At 60.8% G+C, this 17584-nt stretch carries 19 protein-coding genes, 1 tRNA gene and 1 pseudogene; 11 read left to right on the plus strand and 10 right to left on the minus strand.

Going from position 1 to position 17584, the window contains the following annotated elements; genetic code table 11:
- Positions 1–10: 10 nt before the first annotated feature.
- The 9 genes and pseudogenes from HEQ17_RS07795 to HEQ17_RS07835 form a co-directional block, all read right to left on the minus strand.
- Positions 11–490 carry an NADH-quinone oxidoreductase subunit B family protein gene (locus HEQ17_RS07795; protein WP_296292209.1) on the minus strand — a complete coding sequence of 160 codons (480 nt, stop codon included), beginning with the start codon at positions 488–490 and terminating at the stop codon, positions 11–13.
- Positions 491–534: 44 nt separating this feature from the next.
- Positions 535–894, minus strand: coding sequence for an NADH-quinone oxidoreductase subunit A (locus HEQ17_RS07800; RefSeq protein ID WP_296292210.1), 360 nt, complete (start codon positions 892–894; stop codon positions 535–537).
- 66 nt (positions 895–960) lie between these two features.
- Positions 961–1045: transfer RNA gene (locus HEQ17_RS07805), tRNA-Leu, on the minus strand.
- 155 nt (positions 1046–1200) lie between these two features.
- Positions 1201–1590 (minus strand): preprotein translocase subunit SecG, encoded by a 390-nt coding sequence (gene secG, locus HEQ17_RS07810; RefSeq protein WP_296292211.1) that lies wholly within the window; start codon positions 1588–1590, stop codon positions 1201–1203.
- A 38-nt stretch (positions 1591–1628) separates the two neighbouring features.
- Positions 1629–2381, minus strand: coding sequence for a triose-phosphate isomerase (gene tpiA, locus HEQ17_RS07815; protein WP_296292212.1), 753 nt, complete (start codon positions 2379–2381; stop codon positions 1629–1631).
- Positions 2378–3391, minus strand: a complete 1014-nt coding sequence (locus HEQ17_RS07820; protein ID WP_296292213.1) for an NAD(P)H-quinone oxidoreductase — start codon at positions 3389–3391, stop codon at positions 2378–2380. Before HEQ17_RS07820 ends, tpiA begins: the two co-directional genes overlap by 4 nt.
- Positions 3392–3487: 96 nt before the next feature.
- A complete protein-coding gene (pnp, locus tag HEQ17_RS07825; protein WP_296292214.1) occupies positions 3488–5593 on the minus strand; it encodes a polyribonucleotide nucleotidyltransferase in 2106 nt (701 codons plus the stop codon).
- 209 nt (positions 5594–5802) lie between these two features.
- Positions 5803–6069, minus strand: coding sequence for a 30S ribosomal protein S15 (gene rpsO / locus HEQ17_RS07830; RefSeq protein ID WP_296292215.1), 267 nt, complete (start codon positions 6067–6069; stop codon positions 5803–5805).
- Between the two features lie 166 nt (positions 6070–6235).
- Positions 6236–6394, minus strand: a pseudogene (locus HEQ17_RS07835) (ABC transporter substrate-binding protein); the annotation flags it as partial.
- Between the two features lie 166 nt (positions 6395–6560).
- On the opposite strand from HEQ17_RS07835, the gene HEQ17_RS07840 reads away from it, so the two are divergent.
- The 9 genes from HEQ17_RS07840 (at position 6561) to HEQ17_RS07880 (ending at position 15340) form a co-directional block, all read left to right on the plus strand.
- Entirely contained in the window at positions 6561–7448 is an 888-nt protein-coding gene (locus HEQ17_RS07840; protein WP_296292216.1) for a DMT family transporter, read from the plus strand.
- Positions 7449–7542: 94 nt separating this feature from the next.
- Entirely contained in the window at positions 7543–8331 is a 789-nt protein-coding gene (locus tag HEQ17_RS07845) for a sulfite exporter TauE/SafE family protein (protein ID WP_296292217.1), read from the plus strand.
- Between the two features lie 9 nt (positions 8332–8340).
- A complete protein-coding gene (locus HEQ17_RS07850) occupies positions 8341–10155 on the plus strand; it encodes a nitrite/sulfite reductase (protein WP_296292218.1) in 1815 nt (604 codons plus the stop codon).
- Positions 10156–10234: 79 nt separating this feature from the next.
- Positions 10235–10612, plus strand: a complete 378-nt coding sequence (locus HEQ17_RS07855) for a DUF934 domain-containing protein (protein WP_296292219.1) — start codon at positions 10235–10237, stop codon at positions 10610–10612.
- Positions 10612–11391 carry a phosphoadenylyl-sulfate reductase gene (locus HEQ17_RS07860; RefSeq protein WP_296292220.1) on the plus strand — a complete coding sequence of 260 codons (780 nt, stop codon included), beginning with the start codon at positions 10612–10614 and terminating at the stop codon, positions 11389–11391. Before HEQ17_RS07855 ends, HEQ17_RS07860 begins: the two co-directional genes overlap by 1 nt.
- A gap of 91 nt (positions 11392–11482) precedes the next feature.
- On the plus strand, positions 11483–12433 hold the full coding sequence (cysD, locus tag HEQ17_RS07865) for a sulfate adenylyltransferase subunit CysD (RefSeq protein WP_296292221.1): 951 nt from the start codon (positions 11483–11485) through the stop codon (positions 12431–12433).
- Positions 12433–13782, plus strand: a complete 1350-nt coding sequence (locus HEQ17_RS07870; RefSeq protein ID WP_296292222.1) for a GTP-binding protein — start codon at positions 12433–12435, stop codon at positions 13780–13782. Before cysD ends, HEQ17_RS07870 begins: the two co-directional genes overlap by 1 nt.
- A gap of 139 nt (positions 13783–13921) precedes the next feature.
- Positions 13922–14251, plus strand: a complete 330-nt coding sequence (gene fdxA, locus HEQ17_RS07875; RefSeq protein ID WP_296292223.1) for a ferredoxin FdxA — start codon at positions 13922–13924, stop codon at positions 14249–14251.
- Between the two features lie 51 nt (positions 14252–14302).
- Positions 14303–15340, plus strand: coding sequence for an NAD(P)/FAD-dependent oxidoreductase (locus tag HEQ17_RS07880; protein WP_296292224.1), 1038 nt, complete (start codon positions 14303–14305; stop codon positions 15338–15340).
- A gap of 61 nt (positions 15341–15401) precedes the next feature.
- On the opposite strand, the gene thiD is transcribed toward HEQ17_RS07880, so the two are convergent.
- Entirely contained in the window at positions 15402–16253 is an 852-nt protein-coding gene (gene thiD, locus HEQ17_RS07885; protein WP_296292225.1) for a bifunctional hydroxymethylpyrimidine kinase/phosphomethylpyrimidine kinase, read from the minus strand.
- 38 nt (positions 16254–16291) lie between these two features.
- On the opposite strand from thiD, the gene HEQ17_RS07890 reads away from it, so the two are divergent.
- Entirely contained in the window at positions 16292–17377 is a 1086-nt protein-coding gene (locus HEQ17_RS07890; protein ID WP_296292226.1) for an FAD-dependent oxidoreductase, read from the plus strand.
- A complete protein-coding gene (gene thiS, locus HEQ17_RS07895) occupies positions 17370–17582 on the plus strand; it encodes a sulfur carrier protein ThiS (RefSeq protein WP_296292227.1) in 213 nt (70 codons plus the stop codon). The genes HEQ17_RS07890 and thiS overlap by 8 nt, the downstream gene beginning before the upstream one ends.
- Positions 17583–17584 lie beyond the last annotated feature (2 nt).

The following is a 17584-nucleotide window of genomic DNA, read 5'->3' on the forward strand; positions in this document are numbered from 1 at the left end:
GTCATTCCCCTCAAGCGCGCGCAATGGTGTGCGTGCGGCGGATTTTTTGCTGCAGCTGGATGATGCCGTAGATCAGCGCTTCGGCCGTGGGCGGGCAACCCGGCACATACACATCCACCGGCACGATGCGGTCGCAACCGCGCACCACCGAATAGCTGTAGTGGTAATAACCACCGCCATTGGCGCAAGAACCCATGGAGATCACCCAGCGGGGTTCAGACATCTGGTCATAGACCTTGCGCAGCGCCGGGGCCATTTTGTTGCACAAGGTGCCCGCCACGATCATCAAGTCGGCCTGACGGGGGCTGGCTCGAAACACTTCGGCACCGAATCGCCCCAAGTCATAACGGGCAGTGGCCGAATGCATCATCTCGACCGCGCAGCAGGCCAGACCAAAGGTCATGGGCCAGAGCGAGCCGGTTTTGGCCCAGTTCACCACCGAGTCGTAACTCGTGGTGATGAAGCCTTCTTTCATCACGCCTTCAATCATTTGGGTTCCTCAAACAGGCTGTTTGCTGTTGTGCGTCAAAACGGTCATTCCCAGTCCAGGGCACCTTTTTTCCACTCGTAGACAAAGCCCACGACCAGAATGGCCAGAAAAATGATCACGGCCACAAAGCCGGACAGGCCCACCTCCTTGAGTGCCACGGCCCAAGGAAACAGGAAGGCGATTTCCAGATCAAACAAGATGAACAAGATGGCTACCAAATAGTAGCGCACATCGAACTTCATGCGGGCGTCTTCAAAAGCCTCGAAACCGCATTCGTAGGGGGAGTTTTTTTCTGCGTCAGGTCGGTTAGGCCCAAGGATGTAGCCCAAAACCTGGGGGATGATGCCGACAGCAACGCCGACCAAAATGAACAAGAGAATCGGAAGGTACTGTTCGAGGTTCATTTCGAGACTGCCGGTTAATGACCGAATGAAACACCCAGGCCTTGAGCCCGGGAAGTTCTGTTTGTCTGGTGCCGTCGGCGAGACTCGAACTCGCACAGCTTTCGCCACTACCCCCTCAAGATAGCGTGTCTACCAATTTCACCACGACGGCTGGTTGCACTAGACCAGCTTGCAAGAGGTACGCCTTGAGCGGATGTAGCTTGCTGGACAGGCTCTGATTTTACTCTGAAAACCTGCCGTTTTAACTGCTAAAAGCCGGAAATTTGCCCACAGTAACAAAGCTCAATGCAAGCTGACCCATTCGAATCATTTGGCGGGAATGGCCGGCGGAACACTTCGGTCGGCAGTCGGCGCTGTCGTGTTGCCGGGAATCTGGGTGGCTGGACTCGCATCGACCGGGGCGGACGCAGGCGTATTGACCGAAACGCCCTCCAGCACACTGCCTGATGAAGCGGGCGCGAGGTTACCGAAATAAGCCAAGGACAAAGTGCACACAAAAAACACCACAGCCAGAACTGCCGTGGTGCGGGACATGAAATTGGCTCCGCCCGTTGCACCAAACAAGCTGCCCGAACCGCCGCTGCCGAACGCAGCTCCCATGTCAGCTCCCTTGCCGTGCTGTATCAGGATCAAGCCAATCATGGCCAACGCCGACAGCATCTGAACCACCAAAATCAAAGTCAACATCACGCTCATCACATTTCTCCGAAGAATCAAAAACAGATGCTGAAAGCTCAACGAGAAGCGGCTTTCAACATGGATAAAAAGTCAACCGCCTTGAGGGAAGCTCCCCCAATCAAGCCTCCATCCACATCCGGCTGGGCCAACAGGTCTTGGGCATTGGCGGCATTCATGCTACCGCCATACAAAATGGCCACTCGATCGGCGTGGGCCGTGGCTGCTCGCAGTTGGGCGCGCAACACTGCATGCACCTGCTGAGCCTGCTGCGGTGAAGCGGTAAGGCCGGTGCCAATGGCCCAAACCGGCTCATAGGCCACCACGATCTCGCTGATGCAGTGACCATTGGCCTGAATTACCGCCGCCAACTGGCGCTTGACGACCAACTCCGTCTGACCCGCTTCGCGCTCCGCCAGGCTCTCGCCCACACACACAATGGGCGTGATGCCCACAGCCAAAGCGCGTTGGGCCTTGATGGCCACCACAATATCCGTTTCGGAATGGTACTGACGGCGCTCGGAATGCCCCACGATGCAGTAACGCACCGCAAAATCACGCAGCATATCGGCAGACACCTCGCCTGTGTAAGCGCCCGAGGCATGGGACGATACGTCTTGGGCACCCAAGGCAATGGGTGAGCACGATAACAAGGATTGCATCTGCCCCAAGTAAACCGAAGGCACGCACAAGGCCGAGCGGCATTGGACCTGTCCCATCACGGCCAACACATCGGCCACCAAAGCAGCATTGGCCGACAAGCTGCCATGCATCTTCCAGTTACCGACCATCAACTTCGCTGACATCGTCATGACCAAGTCACCACCAATTTGCCCACATGCTGATTCGTCTCCATCAGGGCATGGGCCTGCGCCGCGCCTGAAGGCAAACCACCACCCGCCTCCACCGCAGCAAAAACGCTGTGGATGACCGGCTTGATGCGGCCCGACTCGATCCAGGGCCATACCGTCTGGCGCAAAGACTGCGCAATCGCTGCCTTGAATTCTACGGGGCGCGGACGCAGTGTCGAGCCGGTGATCGTCAAGCGACGGCGCAGCACCATGCCGGCATTGAAATCGCTCTTGACGCCGCCTTGCACAGCGATGATGACCAAGCGACCGTCTTCGGCCAAGGCCTCGACTTCACGCGCCACATAGTCGCCCGCCACCATGTCCAAGATGACATTCACACCCACGCCACCCGTGATGCGCTTGACCTCAGCCACAAAATCTGTGGTTTTATAGTTGATGGCATGGTCAGCGCCCAAGTCCAGGCAAGCCTGGCATTTGGCATCAGAACCTGCCGTGGCGATCACTTGAGCGCCAGCCGCCTTGGCCATCTGGATGGCTGTAACGCCGATACCGCTGGTGCCGCCCTGAATCAACAGGGTCTCACCCGCTTGCAAACGCCCGCGGTCAAACACATTGCTCCACACGGTAAAGCATGTCTCGGGCAGCGAAGCAGCTTCGGTATCCGTCAGGCCCTTGGGAACTGGCAAACACTGCACCACTGGGGCCACGCACAGTTGCGCATAACCACCACCCGCTACCAAAGCGCAGACACGGTCGCCCACTGCAAAACCGGCTTCGGCCATGGCCGCCGCATCACCCGACACCACCACGCCCGCCACCTCCAGACCAGGAATGTCAGAGGCACCCGGTGGCACAGGGTAGTTGCCGGTGCGTTGCAGCACATCGGGGCGATTGATGCCGCTGGCCGAAACGCGAATGAGCAACTCCCCTGCCCCGGCCACAGGCTCAGGACGGGTGCCGGGCACCAGCACTTCAGGGGCGCCGAAGCTTTGAATTTCGATAACGTTCATGGTTTGTCCGTGCAGCGTTTGGCGTGATTGGCAGGTTGAGCCTTGCGGGTTGGAAGCTTCTCGCCTAACCCTCAACGCTCAACGCAAAACCCCTCATCAGCCTTGAGCCGGACGATCCAATAAAGCCTTCATCGACAACTTGATGCGGCCTTTTTCGTCCGTTTCCATGACCTTGACCTTGACGATCTGGCCTTCGCTCAGGTAGTCGGTGACCTTCTCAACACGCTCGTGGGCGATCTGGCTGATGTGCAGCAGACCGTCTTTGCCAGGCAGTAAATTGATCAGGGCGCCGAAATCCAGGATCTTGGTCACAGGGCCTTCGTAGACCTTGCCGATTTCAACTTCGGCGGTGATCTGCTCGATGCGTTTCTTGGCGATGTCGGCCTTTTCGCCGTCGGTGGCCGCGATGGTGATCGTGCCGTCTTCGGAGATGTTGATTTGGCAGCCGGTTTCTTCGGTCAGGGCACGGATGGTCGCGCCCCCCTTGCCGATCACGTCACGGATTTTTTCGGGGTTGATCTTCATGGTGAAGAGCTTGGGCGCGAAATCCGACACTTCTGTGTTGGCCGTGCTCATCGCCTCTTGCATCTTGCCCAGAATGTGCATGCGGGCTTCTTTGGCTTGGGCCAAAGCGACTTGCATGATCTCTTTGGTGATGCCTTGGATCTTGATGTCCATCTGCAGCGCGGTGATGCCGTGGGTGGTACCGGCCACTTTGAAGTCCATGTCGCCCAGGTGGTCTTCGTCACCCAAGATGTCGGTCAACACCGCAAAGCGGTTGTCTTCCTTGATCAAGCCCATGGCGATACCGGCCACGTGGGCTTTCATGGGCACACCGGCGTCCATCATCGACAAGCAACCGCCGCAGACCGAAGCCATGGACGACGAACCGTTCGATTCGGTGATCTCGGACACCACACGCACGGTGTAGGGGAACTCTTCTTTGGTCGGCAACACAGCGGCCAAAGCACGCTTGGCCAAACGGCCGTGACCGATTTCGCGGCGCTTGGTGCTGCCCATGCGGCCCACTTCGCCAGTGGCAAAGGGAGGCATGTTGTAGTGAAACATGAAGCGGTCTTCGAACTCGCCTGCCAATGCGTCGATGCGCTGTGCATCGCGCTCGGTGCCCAAGGTGGTGATGACCAAAGCCTGGGTTTCGCCACGTGTGAACAGGGCCGAGCCGTGTGTACGGGGCAGCACGCTGTTGCGGATTTCGATGGGGCGCACAGTGCGTGTGTCGCGGCCGTCGATGCGGGGCTCACCGGCCAAAATCTGGCTGCGCACAATGCGCGCTTCGATTTCGAACATCAGGCCGTCCAGCTTGACGCCGTCAAAGGCCACGCCCTCTTCGGCCAAAGCCACTTTGACCGAAGCGTAGGCTTCGCGGCAAGCGTGTGTACGGGCTTGCTTGTTGCGGATTTGGTATGCAGCGCGCAGTTTTTCTTCTGCCAATGAAGCCAGTTTGGTTTCGAAAGCCGTGTCGCGGGCAGGCGCTTGCCAGTCCCATACGGGCTTGCCGGCTTCGCGCACCAGCTCGTGGATTGCGTTGATGGCAATGGCCGATTGCTCGTGGCCGTACACCACACCACCCAACATGATTTCTTCGGACAACTGCAGGGCTTCGGATTCAACCATCAGCACTGCGGCTTCGGTACCGGCCACCACCAGGTCCATCACGCTGTCTTTGCGCTGGGTCTGGCCGGGGTTCAGCACGTATTCGCCGTTGATGTAACCCACGCGGGCTGCACCGATGGGGCCGTTGAATGGGATGCCCGAGATGGACAAAGCAGCAGACACGGCGATCATCGCGGCGATGTCAGCGTCGACTTCAGGGTTCAAAGACACGGTGTGGATGACCACATGCACGTCGTTGTAGAAACCTTCGGGGAACAGAGGACGGATCGGGCGGTCAATCAGACGGCTCGTCAGGGTCTCGTGCTCGCTGGGCTTGGCTTCACGCTTGAAGAAGCTGCCGGGGATCTTGCCTGCAGCGTAAGTCTTCTCGATGTAATCGACGGTGAGCGGGAAGAAATCTTGACCGGCTTTGGCGATCTTGGAACCCACGACGGTGGCGAGCACGACGGTGCCTTCCATGTCGAGCAGCACAGCGCCGCCGGCTTGGCGGGCGACTTCGCCAGTTTCCATCTTGACCGTGTGCTGGCCCCACTGGAATGTTTTGGTGACTTTATTGAAAATAGACATGTTCAGAACTCCTGAAAACAAAAGCGCATGAGGCTGCACTGTGGGCCCGGAAGATGACGCTCTGAACTCGATGCCATTCCACAAAACCTTGGGTTCAAAGCCTTGTGGAATGACACAGCGCGGGTTCTTTGTGGCAAATTCCGAAGAAAAAAAGAATAAAGCGCCTGAGCTAGTGAACTAACTCAGGCGCTTTTCATCTGGTGTGACGATTACTTGCGCAGGCCAAGTTTGGCGATCAGTGCAACGTAACGGTCAGCATCACGGGACTTGAGGTAGTCGAGCAATTTGCGGCGACGGCTGACCATGCGCAGCAAACCACGGCGACCGTGATGGTCTTTGGCGTGTGTTTTGAAGTGGGGTGTCAGCTCGTTGATACGGGCTGTGAGCAAAGCCACCTGGACTTCTGGGGACCCAGTGTCGTTGGCAGCACGGGCATTGGCCTTAACGACCTCGGCCTTGATGGAGAATGCAATCATGAAGTTCCCTTGTTATTTCGCTGGATTCCTGAGAAAGACAGCGTGTCAATGACTTGCGCCAACTGCCGGAACAGCGGCTGGCGTGCGCTTTACAAATCGCAAAGCAGGGCAATTATAGCCGGGAAGCCTCTGCGTTCGCCCGCAACGCCGGACATACCTCGACCTAGCGGCCCAGCAAGCCCCCTTTGGCGTTGGTCTCTTCGACGGCCAGCTGCCAGCCTTGCTTGTAGAGCTGGGTGAACTGCGGCATGGCTGAATAACTGTTGATCTCACCGATTTTGATCGGGATCTGGGCGAAAACAGTGCTGGCGGCAGCGCTCAGCAAACCAGTGGCATCAGGCGTTTCATCATCGGGTCCCAGGATCAATGGATCAAAAAAAGTGACTGGAACCGCCGACCATCATTTCGCTGCCTAAAAGACATGCAACAAGCTTGGCGCCCCCTCAAGCAAGCCCAAGCCCAACACAGCCCCGGCTGATAATGGTCTGGCCATGAACGGACGTCAATTCAACCAACTTGTTCTTTTGTCGGCCGTTTGGGGCGGCTCGTTTCCGCTCATCCGCGTGGCCGCCCCGGCCTTTGGCCCTGTGGCCATGGCTTGCCTGCGCTGCGCCCTGGCGGCACTGGTGCTCAGCGCCATCATGCGTTGGACGCGCCAAGCCTGGCCAGCCCGCGAACACTGGCGCTCTCTCACCGGGCTGGGCATCTTGACGCTGGTGGTGCCCTTTGTTTTGTTCAACTGGGCCGGGCTGGTCTTGCCGGCCGGGTATTCGGCCGTGCTCAACGCCACCGCCCCCATGTTCGGCGTCTTGGCTGGGGTGATGTTGGCCCAAGAACGCTTCACGCCCAGCAAAATGGTCGGTTGTGTGCTCGGCTTTCTGGGTGTGACCTTGTTGCTGGGCTTGGGGCCCGTGAACCCGGACCTCAAGGTGCTGCTGGCCGCCTTGGCCTGCGTGGTGGCCGCTGGCTGTTATGGCTTTGGGGCCATCTTCATGAAGCGTGCCACCTTGGAACACCACGCGCTGCCTGCCTCGGCAGTGGTGCACCTGACCAGCGCACTGGTGCTGGTGCCCGCTGCCGCGGCCACCGCCCCCAGCCAAGCGGTGGGCCTGCCCGCGCTGCTGGCTTTGCTGGTGCTGGGTGCGGTCACCTCGGGTTTTACCTACTGGATCAGCATGCGCCTGATGCGCGAGATCCCGGCCAGCGCCTCCACCTCTTCGGCTTTTTTGATTCCCCTTTTCGGTGTGTCCTGGGGGGCCTTGTTTTTGGACGAACCCCTCACACCCGGCCTGCTGCCAGGCGTGCTGCTCATCTTGATCGCCTCGGCATTGCTCACCGGATTCAACCCCTTTCGAAGCTTCCAACGCAGGGAACACTGAGCCAAAATCCAACACCACTCTTATAAACCAAAATAATATATGCCCAACTAAAAAATCGTTTGTTAAAGCATAAAGGCACCCTACAGTCGCCCCCATGGTTGATTTGGCTTATGTCTTTGCAGGTTTTTTCGTGGGCACCATCGTGGGCTTGACGGGGGGTGGCGGCTCTTTGATGACGCCGCTCTTGATCTTTTTCTTTGGCGTGAAGCCCTACATGGCCGTAGGCACCGACTTGCTGTTTGCGGCTTTCACCAAGTTAGGCGGCACCGTCAGCTTTGCCCGACAGCGCATCGTGCCCTGGCGTGTGGTGGGCTTGCTCAGTGCGGGCAGCATTCCGGCCTGCTTGGTGACCCTGGGCTTTTTGCACTGGGTGGGACCGGCCTCCCCCGAGGTGCAGTCGCTGATGACCACCACTTTGGGTGTGGCCTTGCTGCTGACGGCCGCCGCCATGCTCTACAAGGCCATTCGCGGCCAACAGCTGCCCCGCCACCTGGTCGCCGCCGACGAAGCCCGCGCCAGCACCCCTCGCCACTGGAGCCTGCCGGTGCTGTTTGGCGCGCTGATCGGCATCTTGGTCACCCTCACCTCGGTGGGCGCGGGCGCCATTGGCGTCACCGTGCTGCTCTTGCTGTACCCGATGCTGCCCCTGCCGCGCATCGTGGCGGCCGACATCGCTTATGCCGTGCCACTCACGCTGCTGGCGGGCTTGGGCCACGCCTCCATGGGTTCGGTCGATTGGGCCTTGCTGGCCAAGTTGCTGGCGGGCTCGTTGCCCGGCATCTGGCTGGGCTCGCGCCTGACCCAACACACGCCGGATCGCGTGATCCGCTCCTTGCTTTCCGTCCTGCTGGCCTGGGCTGGCACCAAACTGGTTTTGATCTGAGTTATTCCCATGTACCAATACACCGAATTTGACAAACAGTTCGTGCGCGCCCGCGCCGCACAGCACCGCGACCAACTCGAGCGCTTTGAAGCAGGCCAATTGACCAGCGATCAGTTCAAACCCCTGCGCCTGCAAAACGGCTGGTACGTGCAGCGTTACGCCCCCATGCTGCGCGTGGCCGTGCCTTACGGCGAAATCTCGGCACCCCAGCTCAAAGTGCTGGCCCAAATCGCCCGCGAGTACGACACGCCCGACGCCGCCTTGTTGGCCGAGGCCCAGGCCACGCAAGACAAAATTGCAGGCCCAGCCCCAAAGCTGACCACCAACTACGGTCACTTCACCACCCGCCAAAACGTGCAGTTCAACTGGATTCCCCTGTCCCAATCGGCTGACGTGATGGACCTCTTGGCCACCGTGAACCTGCACGGCATCCAGACCAGCGGCAACTGCATCCGCAACACCACCAGCGACGCGCTGGCCGGTGTGGCGGTGGACGAAGTGGCCGATCCCCGGCCCTACGCCGAGCTGATTCGCCAGTGGAGCACGCTGCACCCCGAATTCGCCTTTTTGCCCCGCAAGTTCAAGATCGCGATCACCGGCGCAGCCGAAGACCGCGCCGCCATTGGCTGGCACGACGTGGGCCTGCAAATGGTCAAGAACGCATCGGGCGAAGTGGGCTTCAAAGTGCTGGTGGGTGGCGGCATGGGCCGCACCCCGGTGGTGGGCACGCAGATCCGCGAGTTCTTGCCCTGGAACCAGATCATGAATTACCTCGAAGCCGTGATCCGCGTCTACAACCGCTGGGGCCGGCGCGACAACCTGTACAAGGCGCGCATCAAAATTTTGGTGAAAGCCGAAGGCCAGCGTTACTTTGACGAAGTCGAGGCCGAATACCAAGACATTTTGATCAAGGACGGCGGCCTGCACACCATCCCGCAAGCCGAGTTCGACCGCGTGGCCGCCTGCTTTGCCGCGCCTGCTTTGCACCTGCCAAACGATGCGTCGTGGGCCGCCAAGGCCGAAGCCGATGTCAGCATCGAAGCGGCCAAAACGCCCGCCTTTGCCCGCTGGATCGCGCAAAACGTCAAACCGCACCAAAACCCCGCGCTGCGCGCTGTGAGCCTGTCGTTCAAGCGCGTGGGCCAGGCCCCCGGAGACGCCACGGACGACCAGCTCGATGCTGCTGCCGCACTGGTCGCCCAATATTCCTCAGGCGAAGCCCGCGTGACGCACACCCAAAACCTGGTGCTGCCCTGGGTGCGCCTGGACCAACTGCACGCCCTGTGGCTCGAAGCCAAGGCCTTGGGCTTGGCCCAACCGAACATTGGCCTGCTGACCGACATGATCGCCTGCCCCGGCGGCGACTATTGCGCGCTGGCCAATGCCCGTTCGCTGCCCTTGGCGGCCGCCATCACCGAGCGCTACCAGGACCTGGACGAGCTGAACGACCTGGGCCCCATCGACTTTCACATCAGCGGCTGCATCAACTCCTGCGGCCACCACCACTCGGGCCACATCGGCATCTTGGGCGTCGACAAGGACGGCAAGGAGTGGTACCAGGTCACGCTGGGCGGCTCGGACGGCAAAGACCTGTCAGGCCCCACCACTCCCGGCAAAGTAGTCGGCCCTTCGTTCTCTTCGTTTGAAGTGCCCGACGTGATCGAAGCGATGCTGGACACCTACAAAGCACTGCGCCAGCCGGTGCTGGGCCGCCACGAATACTTCATCGAAACCTTGCGCCGTGTCGGCCAAGACCCGTTCAAGGCGGCGGCCAATGCGGCACGCCAGTCCGCCGAGGAAACCACAGCCTCAAGCCCCTTGTAGGAGCCCACCGCGTGGGCGATGGCCTGCAAACCACCAACACGAGAAATCGCCTACAGGGTGCGATCAAAAGAAAACGACCATGAACATCATTTCTGCCCAAGAACACCAGACCGTTGATTCGACTGCGGCCATCACACTGGCCAACGACGCCGACCCGCGCACACTCGACCTGAGCGGCGTGACCCGCATCGACCTGCAGTTCCCCAAATTCACCGATGGCCGAGCTTACAGCCAGGCCTTCTTGCTGCGCCGCCGCCTGGGCTTTGCGGGCGAGTTGCGCGCCACCGGCGACGTGCTGATCGACCAGTTGGTGCAAATGCAGCGCACCGGCTTTGACGTGGCCGTGCTGCGCGAAGGCATGGACGCTTCGGCGGCGCAACGCCAATTCGAGCGCTTTGCAGGGTTCTACCAAGGCTCTGCGGTCGGAACGCTACCACCCTTTGCCCTCAACACCTGATGAACTCCAGCTTTTTTTCATCCCGCAATGCCCCAGCCAAAGCCACAGAGCTGCACGCCAAGGCCAGCCCTGACTTTGCCGCCACGCTGGCAGAAACCCAGGCTTTGCTGCAACGCGCTGCCACCGAATTTGTGCCCGTGACCCAAGCCTCTAGCCTGGGCGCCGAAGACGTGGTGATCACGCACCTGATCAACACCCTGCAGCTGGACATCTCGGTATTCGTGCTGGAGACCGGCGCGCTGCACACCGAAACCCTGGCCCTGCTGGAGCGCACCCAGGCGCATTCGCATGCGCCCATCCACGTGCTCCGACCGGTTCAGGCATCGGTGATCCAGTTCGTGCGCGACAAAGGCCAAGACGCGATGTACCAGAACATGGACTTGCGCAAGGCCTGTTGCGCCATCCGCAAGATGGAGCCGCTGGCCCGTGCCTTAAAAGGCCAACGCGCCTGGATCACGGGTCTGCGACAAGAGCAGTCGACCGCCCGCGCCGAAGTGCCTTTGCTGGACGAGAGCGAAGTCGCCACCAAGGATTTGCACAAGTTCAACCCGCTGGCCCGGTGGACCTGGGGCGACGTGTGGCACTACATCGCCACCCACCAGGTGGACTACAACCCGCTGCACGACCAGTTCTTCCCGAGCATCGGCTGCGCCCCTTGCACCCGCGCTATCAGCCTGGGCGAAGCGTTCCGCGCCGGGCGATGGTGGTGGGAAGACGAGGCGGCCAAGGAATGCGGCCTGCATGTCAAAACGCAAGCATCGAAACCCGCCAATCTGTAGGAGCGACTCCCCCGTCACGAAGGCCACCCAACAGCACCGAGATCACCATCGCGACGTGGACGTCGCTCCCACATCGAACCTGAAAACAAGTATGACCGCCATGACACAAACCGAGTTGCACACCCTGAGCAACGCACACCTCGATGCGCTGGAAGAAGAAACCATCTTCATCCTGCGTGAAGTTGCCGCCGCTTTCGAGCGCCCCACTCTTTTGTTTTCGGGTGGCAAGGATTCGCTGGTCATGCTCCAGTGCGCCGAAAAAGCCTTCGGAGGCAAAACAAGCCCCTCCGGTAGCGGTCGCATTCCGTATCCCCTGCTCATGATCGACACCGGCCACAACTTCCAGGAAGTGACCGACTTGCGCGACGCGCGCGCCGAGGAGCTGGGTGCCGAGCTGATCGTGCGCAGCGTGGAAGACTCCATGAAACGCGGCACCGTGCGCCTGGCTCACCCGGGAGAAAGCCGCAACGTCCACCAGTCGGTAACCTTGCTCGAAGCCATCGAAGAGTTCGGCTTTGACGCCCTGATTGGCGGCGCTCGCCGCGACGAAGAAAAGGCCCGCGCCAAAGAGCGCATCTTTTCGCACCGCGACAGCTTTGGCCAGTGGCAGCCCAAGGCACAGCGCCCCGAACTGTGGACCCTGTTCAACCACAAGCTGCAACCGGGCGAACACTTTCGCGTGTTCCCGATCAGCAACTGGACCGAGCTGGACGTGTGGCAATACATCGCCCGCGAACGCATTGCGCTGCCGTCGATCTATTACACGCACAAACGCGAAGTGGTGGACCGCCGGGGCCTGCTGGTGCCGGTGACCGAGCTGACACCGCCCAAAGACGGCGAAGAAGTGGTGGTGCGCGATGTGCGTTTTCGCACCGTGGGCGACATCACCTGCACCTGCCCGGTTGCAAGCACCGCGGCTACACCTGAGCAGATCGTGATCGAGACGCTGGCGGCCGATGTGAGCGAGCGCGGCGCGACCCGCATGGACGACAAGACGTCCGAGGCTTCGATGGAAAAACGCAAGAAAGACGGGTACTTCTAATGAACGCACTGAAATTCATCACCTGCGGCTCGGTCGACGATGGCAAGAGCACGCTGATTGGCCGCTTGCTGGTGGACACCAAGGCCGTGCTGCAAGACCAACTGGCCGGGGTGCAGCGCTCAGGCGAGACCGACTTGGCTTTGCTGACCGACGGCTTGAGTGCCGAGCGTGAGCAAGGCATCACCATCGACGTGGCCTACCGCTACTTCAACACCGAAGCACGCAAGTTCATCATCGGCGACACGCCCGGCCACGAACAGTACACCCGCAACATGGTCACTGCCGCATCCAGCGCCGACGCCGCTGTGGTGCTGGTCGACGCCATCAAACTCGACTGGGCCAACCCCAATTTGCAGCTGCTGCCGCAAACCCGCCGCCACTCGCTGCTGGTCAAGCTGCTGCGCGTGCCGTCTGTCGTGTTCGCCATCAACAAGCTCGACGCTGTGGCCAACCCGGCCATGGCTTTTCAAAACATCGCAGGGGCTCTGAACCAATTCGCCCAAGAAGCGGGCATCAACATCGCGGCCATGGTGCCCGTGTCTGCGCTCAAGGGCTGGAACGTGGTGACCACCGACAACAACGACCAGCCCGACTGGTGCGGCTACACCGGCCCCAGCCTGCTCAGCATCCTCGAAGACCTGCCGGTCATCCCGGCTGAGACCGATGTGGCCTTCAGCTTCCCGGTGCAGTGGGTCGAAAAACCAAGTGTTCCCACGCTTGTCGCTTCGCGTACTGCGCTGCCCCCCGAGGGGGCCGCTGCTGCGCCTTGGGGCGGCCCGGCGGCGGCGCACCACGACTCCGGCGTGACCACCCAGGGTCGCCGCGTGTTCTGGGGCCGCGTGGCCACGGGCAGCATCGAGCCGGGCCAGACCATCGCGGTCTTCCCCAGCGGCCAGACCGCCGTGGTGTCCCAAGTGCTGTCGGCCACCCGCCAGCCGCAAAACAAAGCCGCTGGCCACAGCGCAGGCCTCGTGCTCGACCGCGAAGTGGACGTGTCTCGTGGTGACTGGCTGCTGTCAGAACACGGCAGCCCCGAAGGCCAGCGCCAGCTGAGCACCACCATCGCCTGGATGGACGATGAGCCTCTGGTCGCGGGCCGCCTGTATTGGGCGCTGCACGGCCACCGCTGGGTCAAAGTGAAAGTGCTGCGCGTGGTGCACCGTCTGAACGTGAACACCCTGGCCGAGGAAGAGGCCACCGAGCTGCCCCCCAACGCCATCGGCCATGTCACCCTGGTCCTGCAAGAGCCTCTGGCCACCCTGCCCTTTGCGCAGTCGCGCATTTTGGGTGCGCTGGTGCTGGTGGACACCGCCAGCCACAAGACCTCGGGTGCGGTGCTGGTGAACTGAAGGCACCCCGGTCGGGTGCCCAAAGCCCTGTTGACCTCATAGACACCGACAGCCTTGGGCCCGTTCGACCCTGAATCCCCCTTAAAATGTTGGCTCTGCGTAGTTTGGCTGCGCAAAACTCTTTCACTCCAAGTCCATCATGACCCACGTTGTTTCCGAATCCTGTATTCAATGCAAATACACCGACTGTGTGGACGTTTGCCCTGTGGATTGCTTTCGCGAAGGCCCCAACTTCCTGACCATCGACCCCGATGAGTGCATTGACTGCGCCGTGTGCATCCCAGAATGCCCCGTGAATGCCATCTATGCCGAGGAAGACCTGCCCGCCGACCAGCAGCACATGACGAAGCTCAACGCCGAGCTGGCTTTGTTGCCCGGATGGAGGAGCATCACCAAGCGCAAAATCCCCATGCCCCACGCCGATGACTGGAAAGACAAGACCGGCAAGCTGGCCGAGTTGATCCGCTGATCCTTGCGAATGGCCGCATGTTTCGGCCTTTTTTCTCGCTAGCCACCCCTCATGACCACCCCCATCGACACCGACGCGCTGGTCATTGGCGCAGGCCCCGTGGGCCTGTTTCAGGTGTTCCAGTTGGGCCTGCAAGGTGTGCACTGCCACGTGCTTGACGCACTGCCCCATGTGGGCGGCCAATGCGCCGAGTTGTATGGCGCCAAGCCCATCTACGACATCCCGGGCATCCCCTATTGCACCGGACTCGAACTGATCGAGCGCTTGCAGCAACAAATCGCCCCCTTCCAACCCACCCTGCACCTGGGCCAGCAAGTCGACGACGTCGAGCGCCTGCCCGACCAGCGCCTGCAGGTGATCACCAGCGCTGGCCAGACCTTTCGCACCCCCACCCTGTTCATCGCAGCAGGTGTGGGCGCTTTTGTGGCGCGCCGCCTGGCGCTGGACGGCCTGGCGGCTTTTGAGGGCACACAAGTTTTTGTGCAGCACCCCACGCCCGAGCGCTGGACAGACCAACACCTGGTGGTGGCGGGCGACGGTGACACCGCCTTACAAACCTGCCTGGATGCATGTCAAGGGCCGCAAGCCGCTGCCAGCGTGACGCTGCTGCACCGCCGTGATCAGTTCACCGCCGATCCAGACTTGATCGCGCAAATGCGCCAAGCCTGCACCGAAGGCCGTATGCGCTTTGTGGCCGGTCAGCCCACCGGCCTGCGCACAGAAGCTGGCCGCTTGCAAGCGCTGGAACTGCTCAACCCGCGAGGCGAAACCGAATGGCTGAGCCTGGACGTGCTGCAAACCTGTCTGGGCCTCTCGCCCAAGTTGGGGCCCGTGGCGCAATGGGGCCTGACCATGGAACGCAAGCAGCTGGTCGTCAACACCGAAAACTTTGGCACCTCAGAGCCCGGCATTTTTGCCGTGGGTGACATCAACACCTATCCGGGCAAAAAGAAGCTGATTTTGTGCGGCTTCCACGAAGCCACGCTGGCCGCTTTTGGAGCCGTGGCCCTGCTGCGCCCGGAAGAAAAGACCCTGCTGCAGTACACGACAACCTCCACGCTGCTGCACCAGCGGCTGGGCCTGGTTTGAAGCCACTTCGCCGGACGACTGCCTTGACTGCTGACAGACCCCATCACGGTGAACAGGCTTCTCAGCCCCCTGCCCTAACTGTTGCGGCCATTCGGTGCATAGCTTGGGGAGAAAAACCATGATTGAGCGGCCCATGCCCCTGACCGGTCTGCACCGGTGCCCCCTGTGCAATGGCGCACAAAATATAAGAGCGGGCCAGCACCACCGCCTCCTCCAGGGGATGCCCCAAAGCCAGGTGTGCCGCGATGGCAGAAGACAGCGTGCAACCGGTGCCATGCACATTGCGGCTGGCAATCCTTGCCGAAGCCAAGCGGCGTGTCGGCCCACCGGCTTGCACCAAAAGGTCAACCACCTGCGGACCCTGCAGATGGCCACCTTTGAGCAAGACAGCCCTGGCACCCATGGCCAAAAGTCCCTGCGCGGCTGGGTCCAGGGCCTGGGCGTCGGCAATGCCATGCCCCAAAAGCAGCTCGGCCTCATCGAGGTTGGGTGTGACCACCGTCACGCGGGGAAACAACTCCCGCACCAGCACCTGCACCGTCTCCTGCGCAATCAAGCGATCACCGCTCGTGGCGACCATGACCGGGTCGAGCACCACATGGCGGATCTGGTAGCGGTCAATGGCCCAAGCCACCACCTCGACGATGCCCGGCTCATGCAGCATCCCGATCTTCAGGGCATCGACCCCGATGTCGTCCATCACCGACTCGATTTGAGCCTTCAAAAAAGAAGCCGGTACCGCATGAATCCCCTGAACGCCCACGGTGTTTTGGGCAGTGAGCGCAGTGATCGCGCTCATGCCATAACAGCCCAAAGCGGCGAAGGTTTTCAAATCGGCCTGAATGCCTGCCCCACCCCCGCTGTCCGATCCAGCAATGGTGAGCAAGCGAGCATAACGGTCATGGGTGTTCATGACCGAAATTATCCCCGAACCCAGCTCAGCCTATTGCCATGAAGCCTTCGATTTCCAGTGTGGTTTTGGGCGCGGGACTGATGGGTCGACTATTGGCCCACGCCCTTGCCCAACTGGGCCACCGGGTACTCGTCCACGAAGCCATGGGCCCCGATGGCCAAGGCTCGGCCGCGCGGGTGGCTGCTGCCATGCTGGCACCTTTGGCCGAATCGGCCATCACCGAACTGCCCGTCGTGCACATGGGCCACCACGCCTTGAAGCGTTGGCCCGAGCTGATCGCCAAGCTACCAGACCCTGTTTTTTTCCAGCAAAACGGCACCCTGGTGGTGTGGCACCGACAAGATGCAGCTGAGGCGAAACGCTTTGAAAACCTGTTGCTGCGCACTCAACAACAATGCCCCGAATTGCCCGCCTTGCAACGGCTCGGAGCGCAGGGCCTTCAATCGCATGAGCCCGGGATGGAAAAACGCTTCAACCAGGGCCTTTATTTGCCCGGAGAAGGCCAACTGGACAACCGCGAACTGCTAGCCTCCTTGCTCAAGGGCATGAGCCAAATGGGCGTGGATGTGCGTTGGAATAGCCCCTGCTCGCCCCGAAATTTTCAAGCAGGCCAGCCCGGGCAGCCCAACTGGGTCTTTGATTGCAGAGGCCTTGGGGCACGCGACCACTGGGCCCAGCTGCGGGGTGTCAGGGGCGAGGTGCTGCGGCTTTACGCACCCGAGGTCCCCCTGCAGCGGCCCACCCGACTGATCCATCCCCGTTACCCGATCTACATCGCCCCCAAAGAAAACCATGTTTTTGTGGTGGGTGCCACGGAGATAGAAACCGAAGACCTCTCAGCCGTCAGCGTGCGCTCCACCCTCGAGTTGCTCAGTGCGGCGTACACCGTGCACAGCGGCTTTGCCGAGGCCCGCATTCTGGAGGCCAGCACCCAGGCGCGCCCCACATTGGTTGACAATCTGCCCGCCATTCGCTGTTTGAATGAACGCACATTGCAAATCAACGGCTTGTACCGACATGGTTTTCTGATATCTCCAGCCATGCTCGATGTGGTACTCGAATGGGTACAACACCGAAGCACCCAACTGGCCACTCGGTTCAAATTGAAGTTTCAACATGCCTGAACACATCATCCAGGTGCTCATCAACCAGATGCCACACCGGTTTCCCCAAGGGGCCACCCTGGCCGATGCGATTGCGCGGGTCGACATTCGTCCCCCCTTTGCGGCTGCAGTCAACCTGCAGTTTGTCCCTCGCCCCCGATACCCCTTGCACCTGCTGCAAAATGACGACCAGATTGAATTGATTGCCCCCATCACGGGGGGCTGAAA

The sequence above is a fragment of the Limnohabitans sp. genome (assembly GCF_023910625.1).
Taxonomy (GTDB): Bacteria; Pseudomonadota; Gammaproteobacteria; order Burkholderiales; family Burkholderiaceae_C; genus Limnohabitans_A.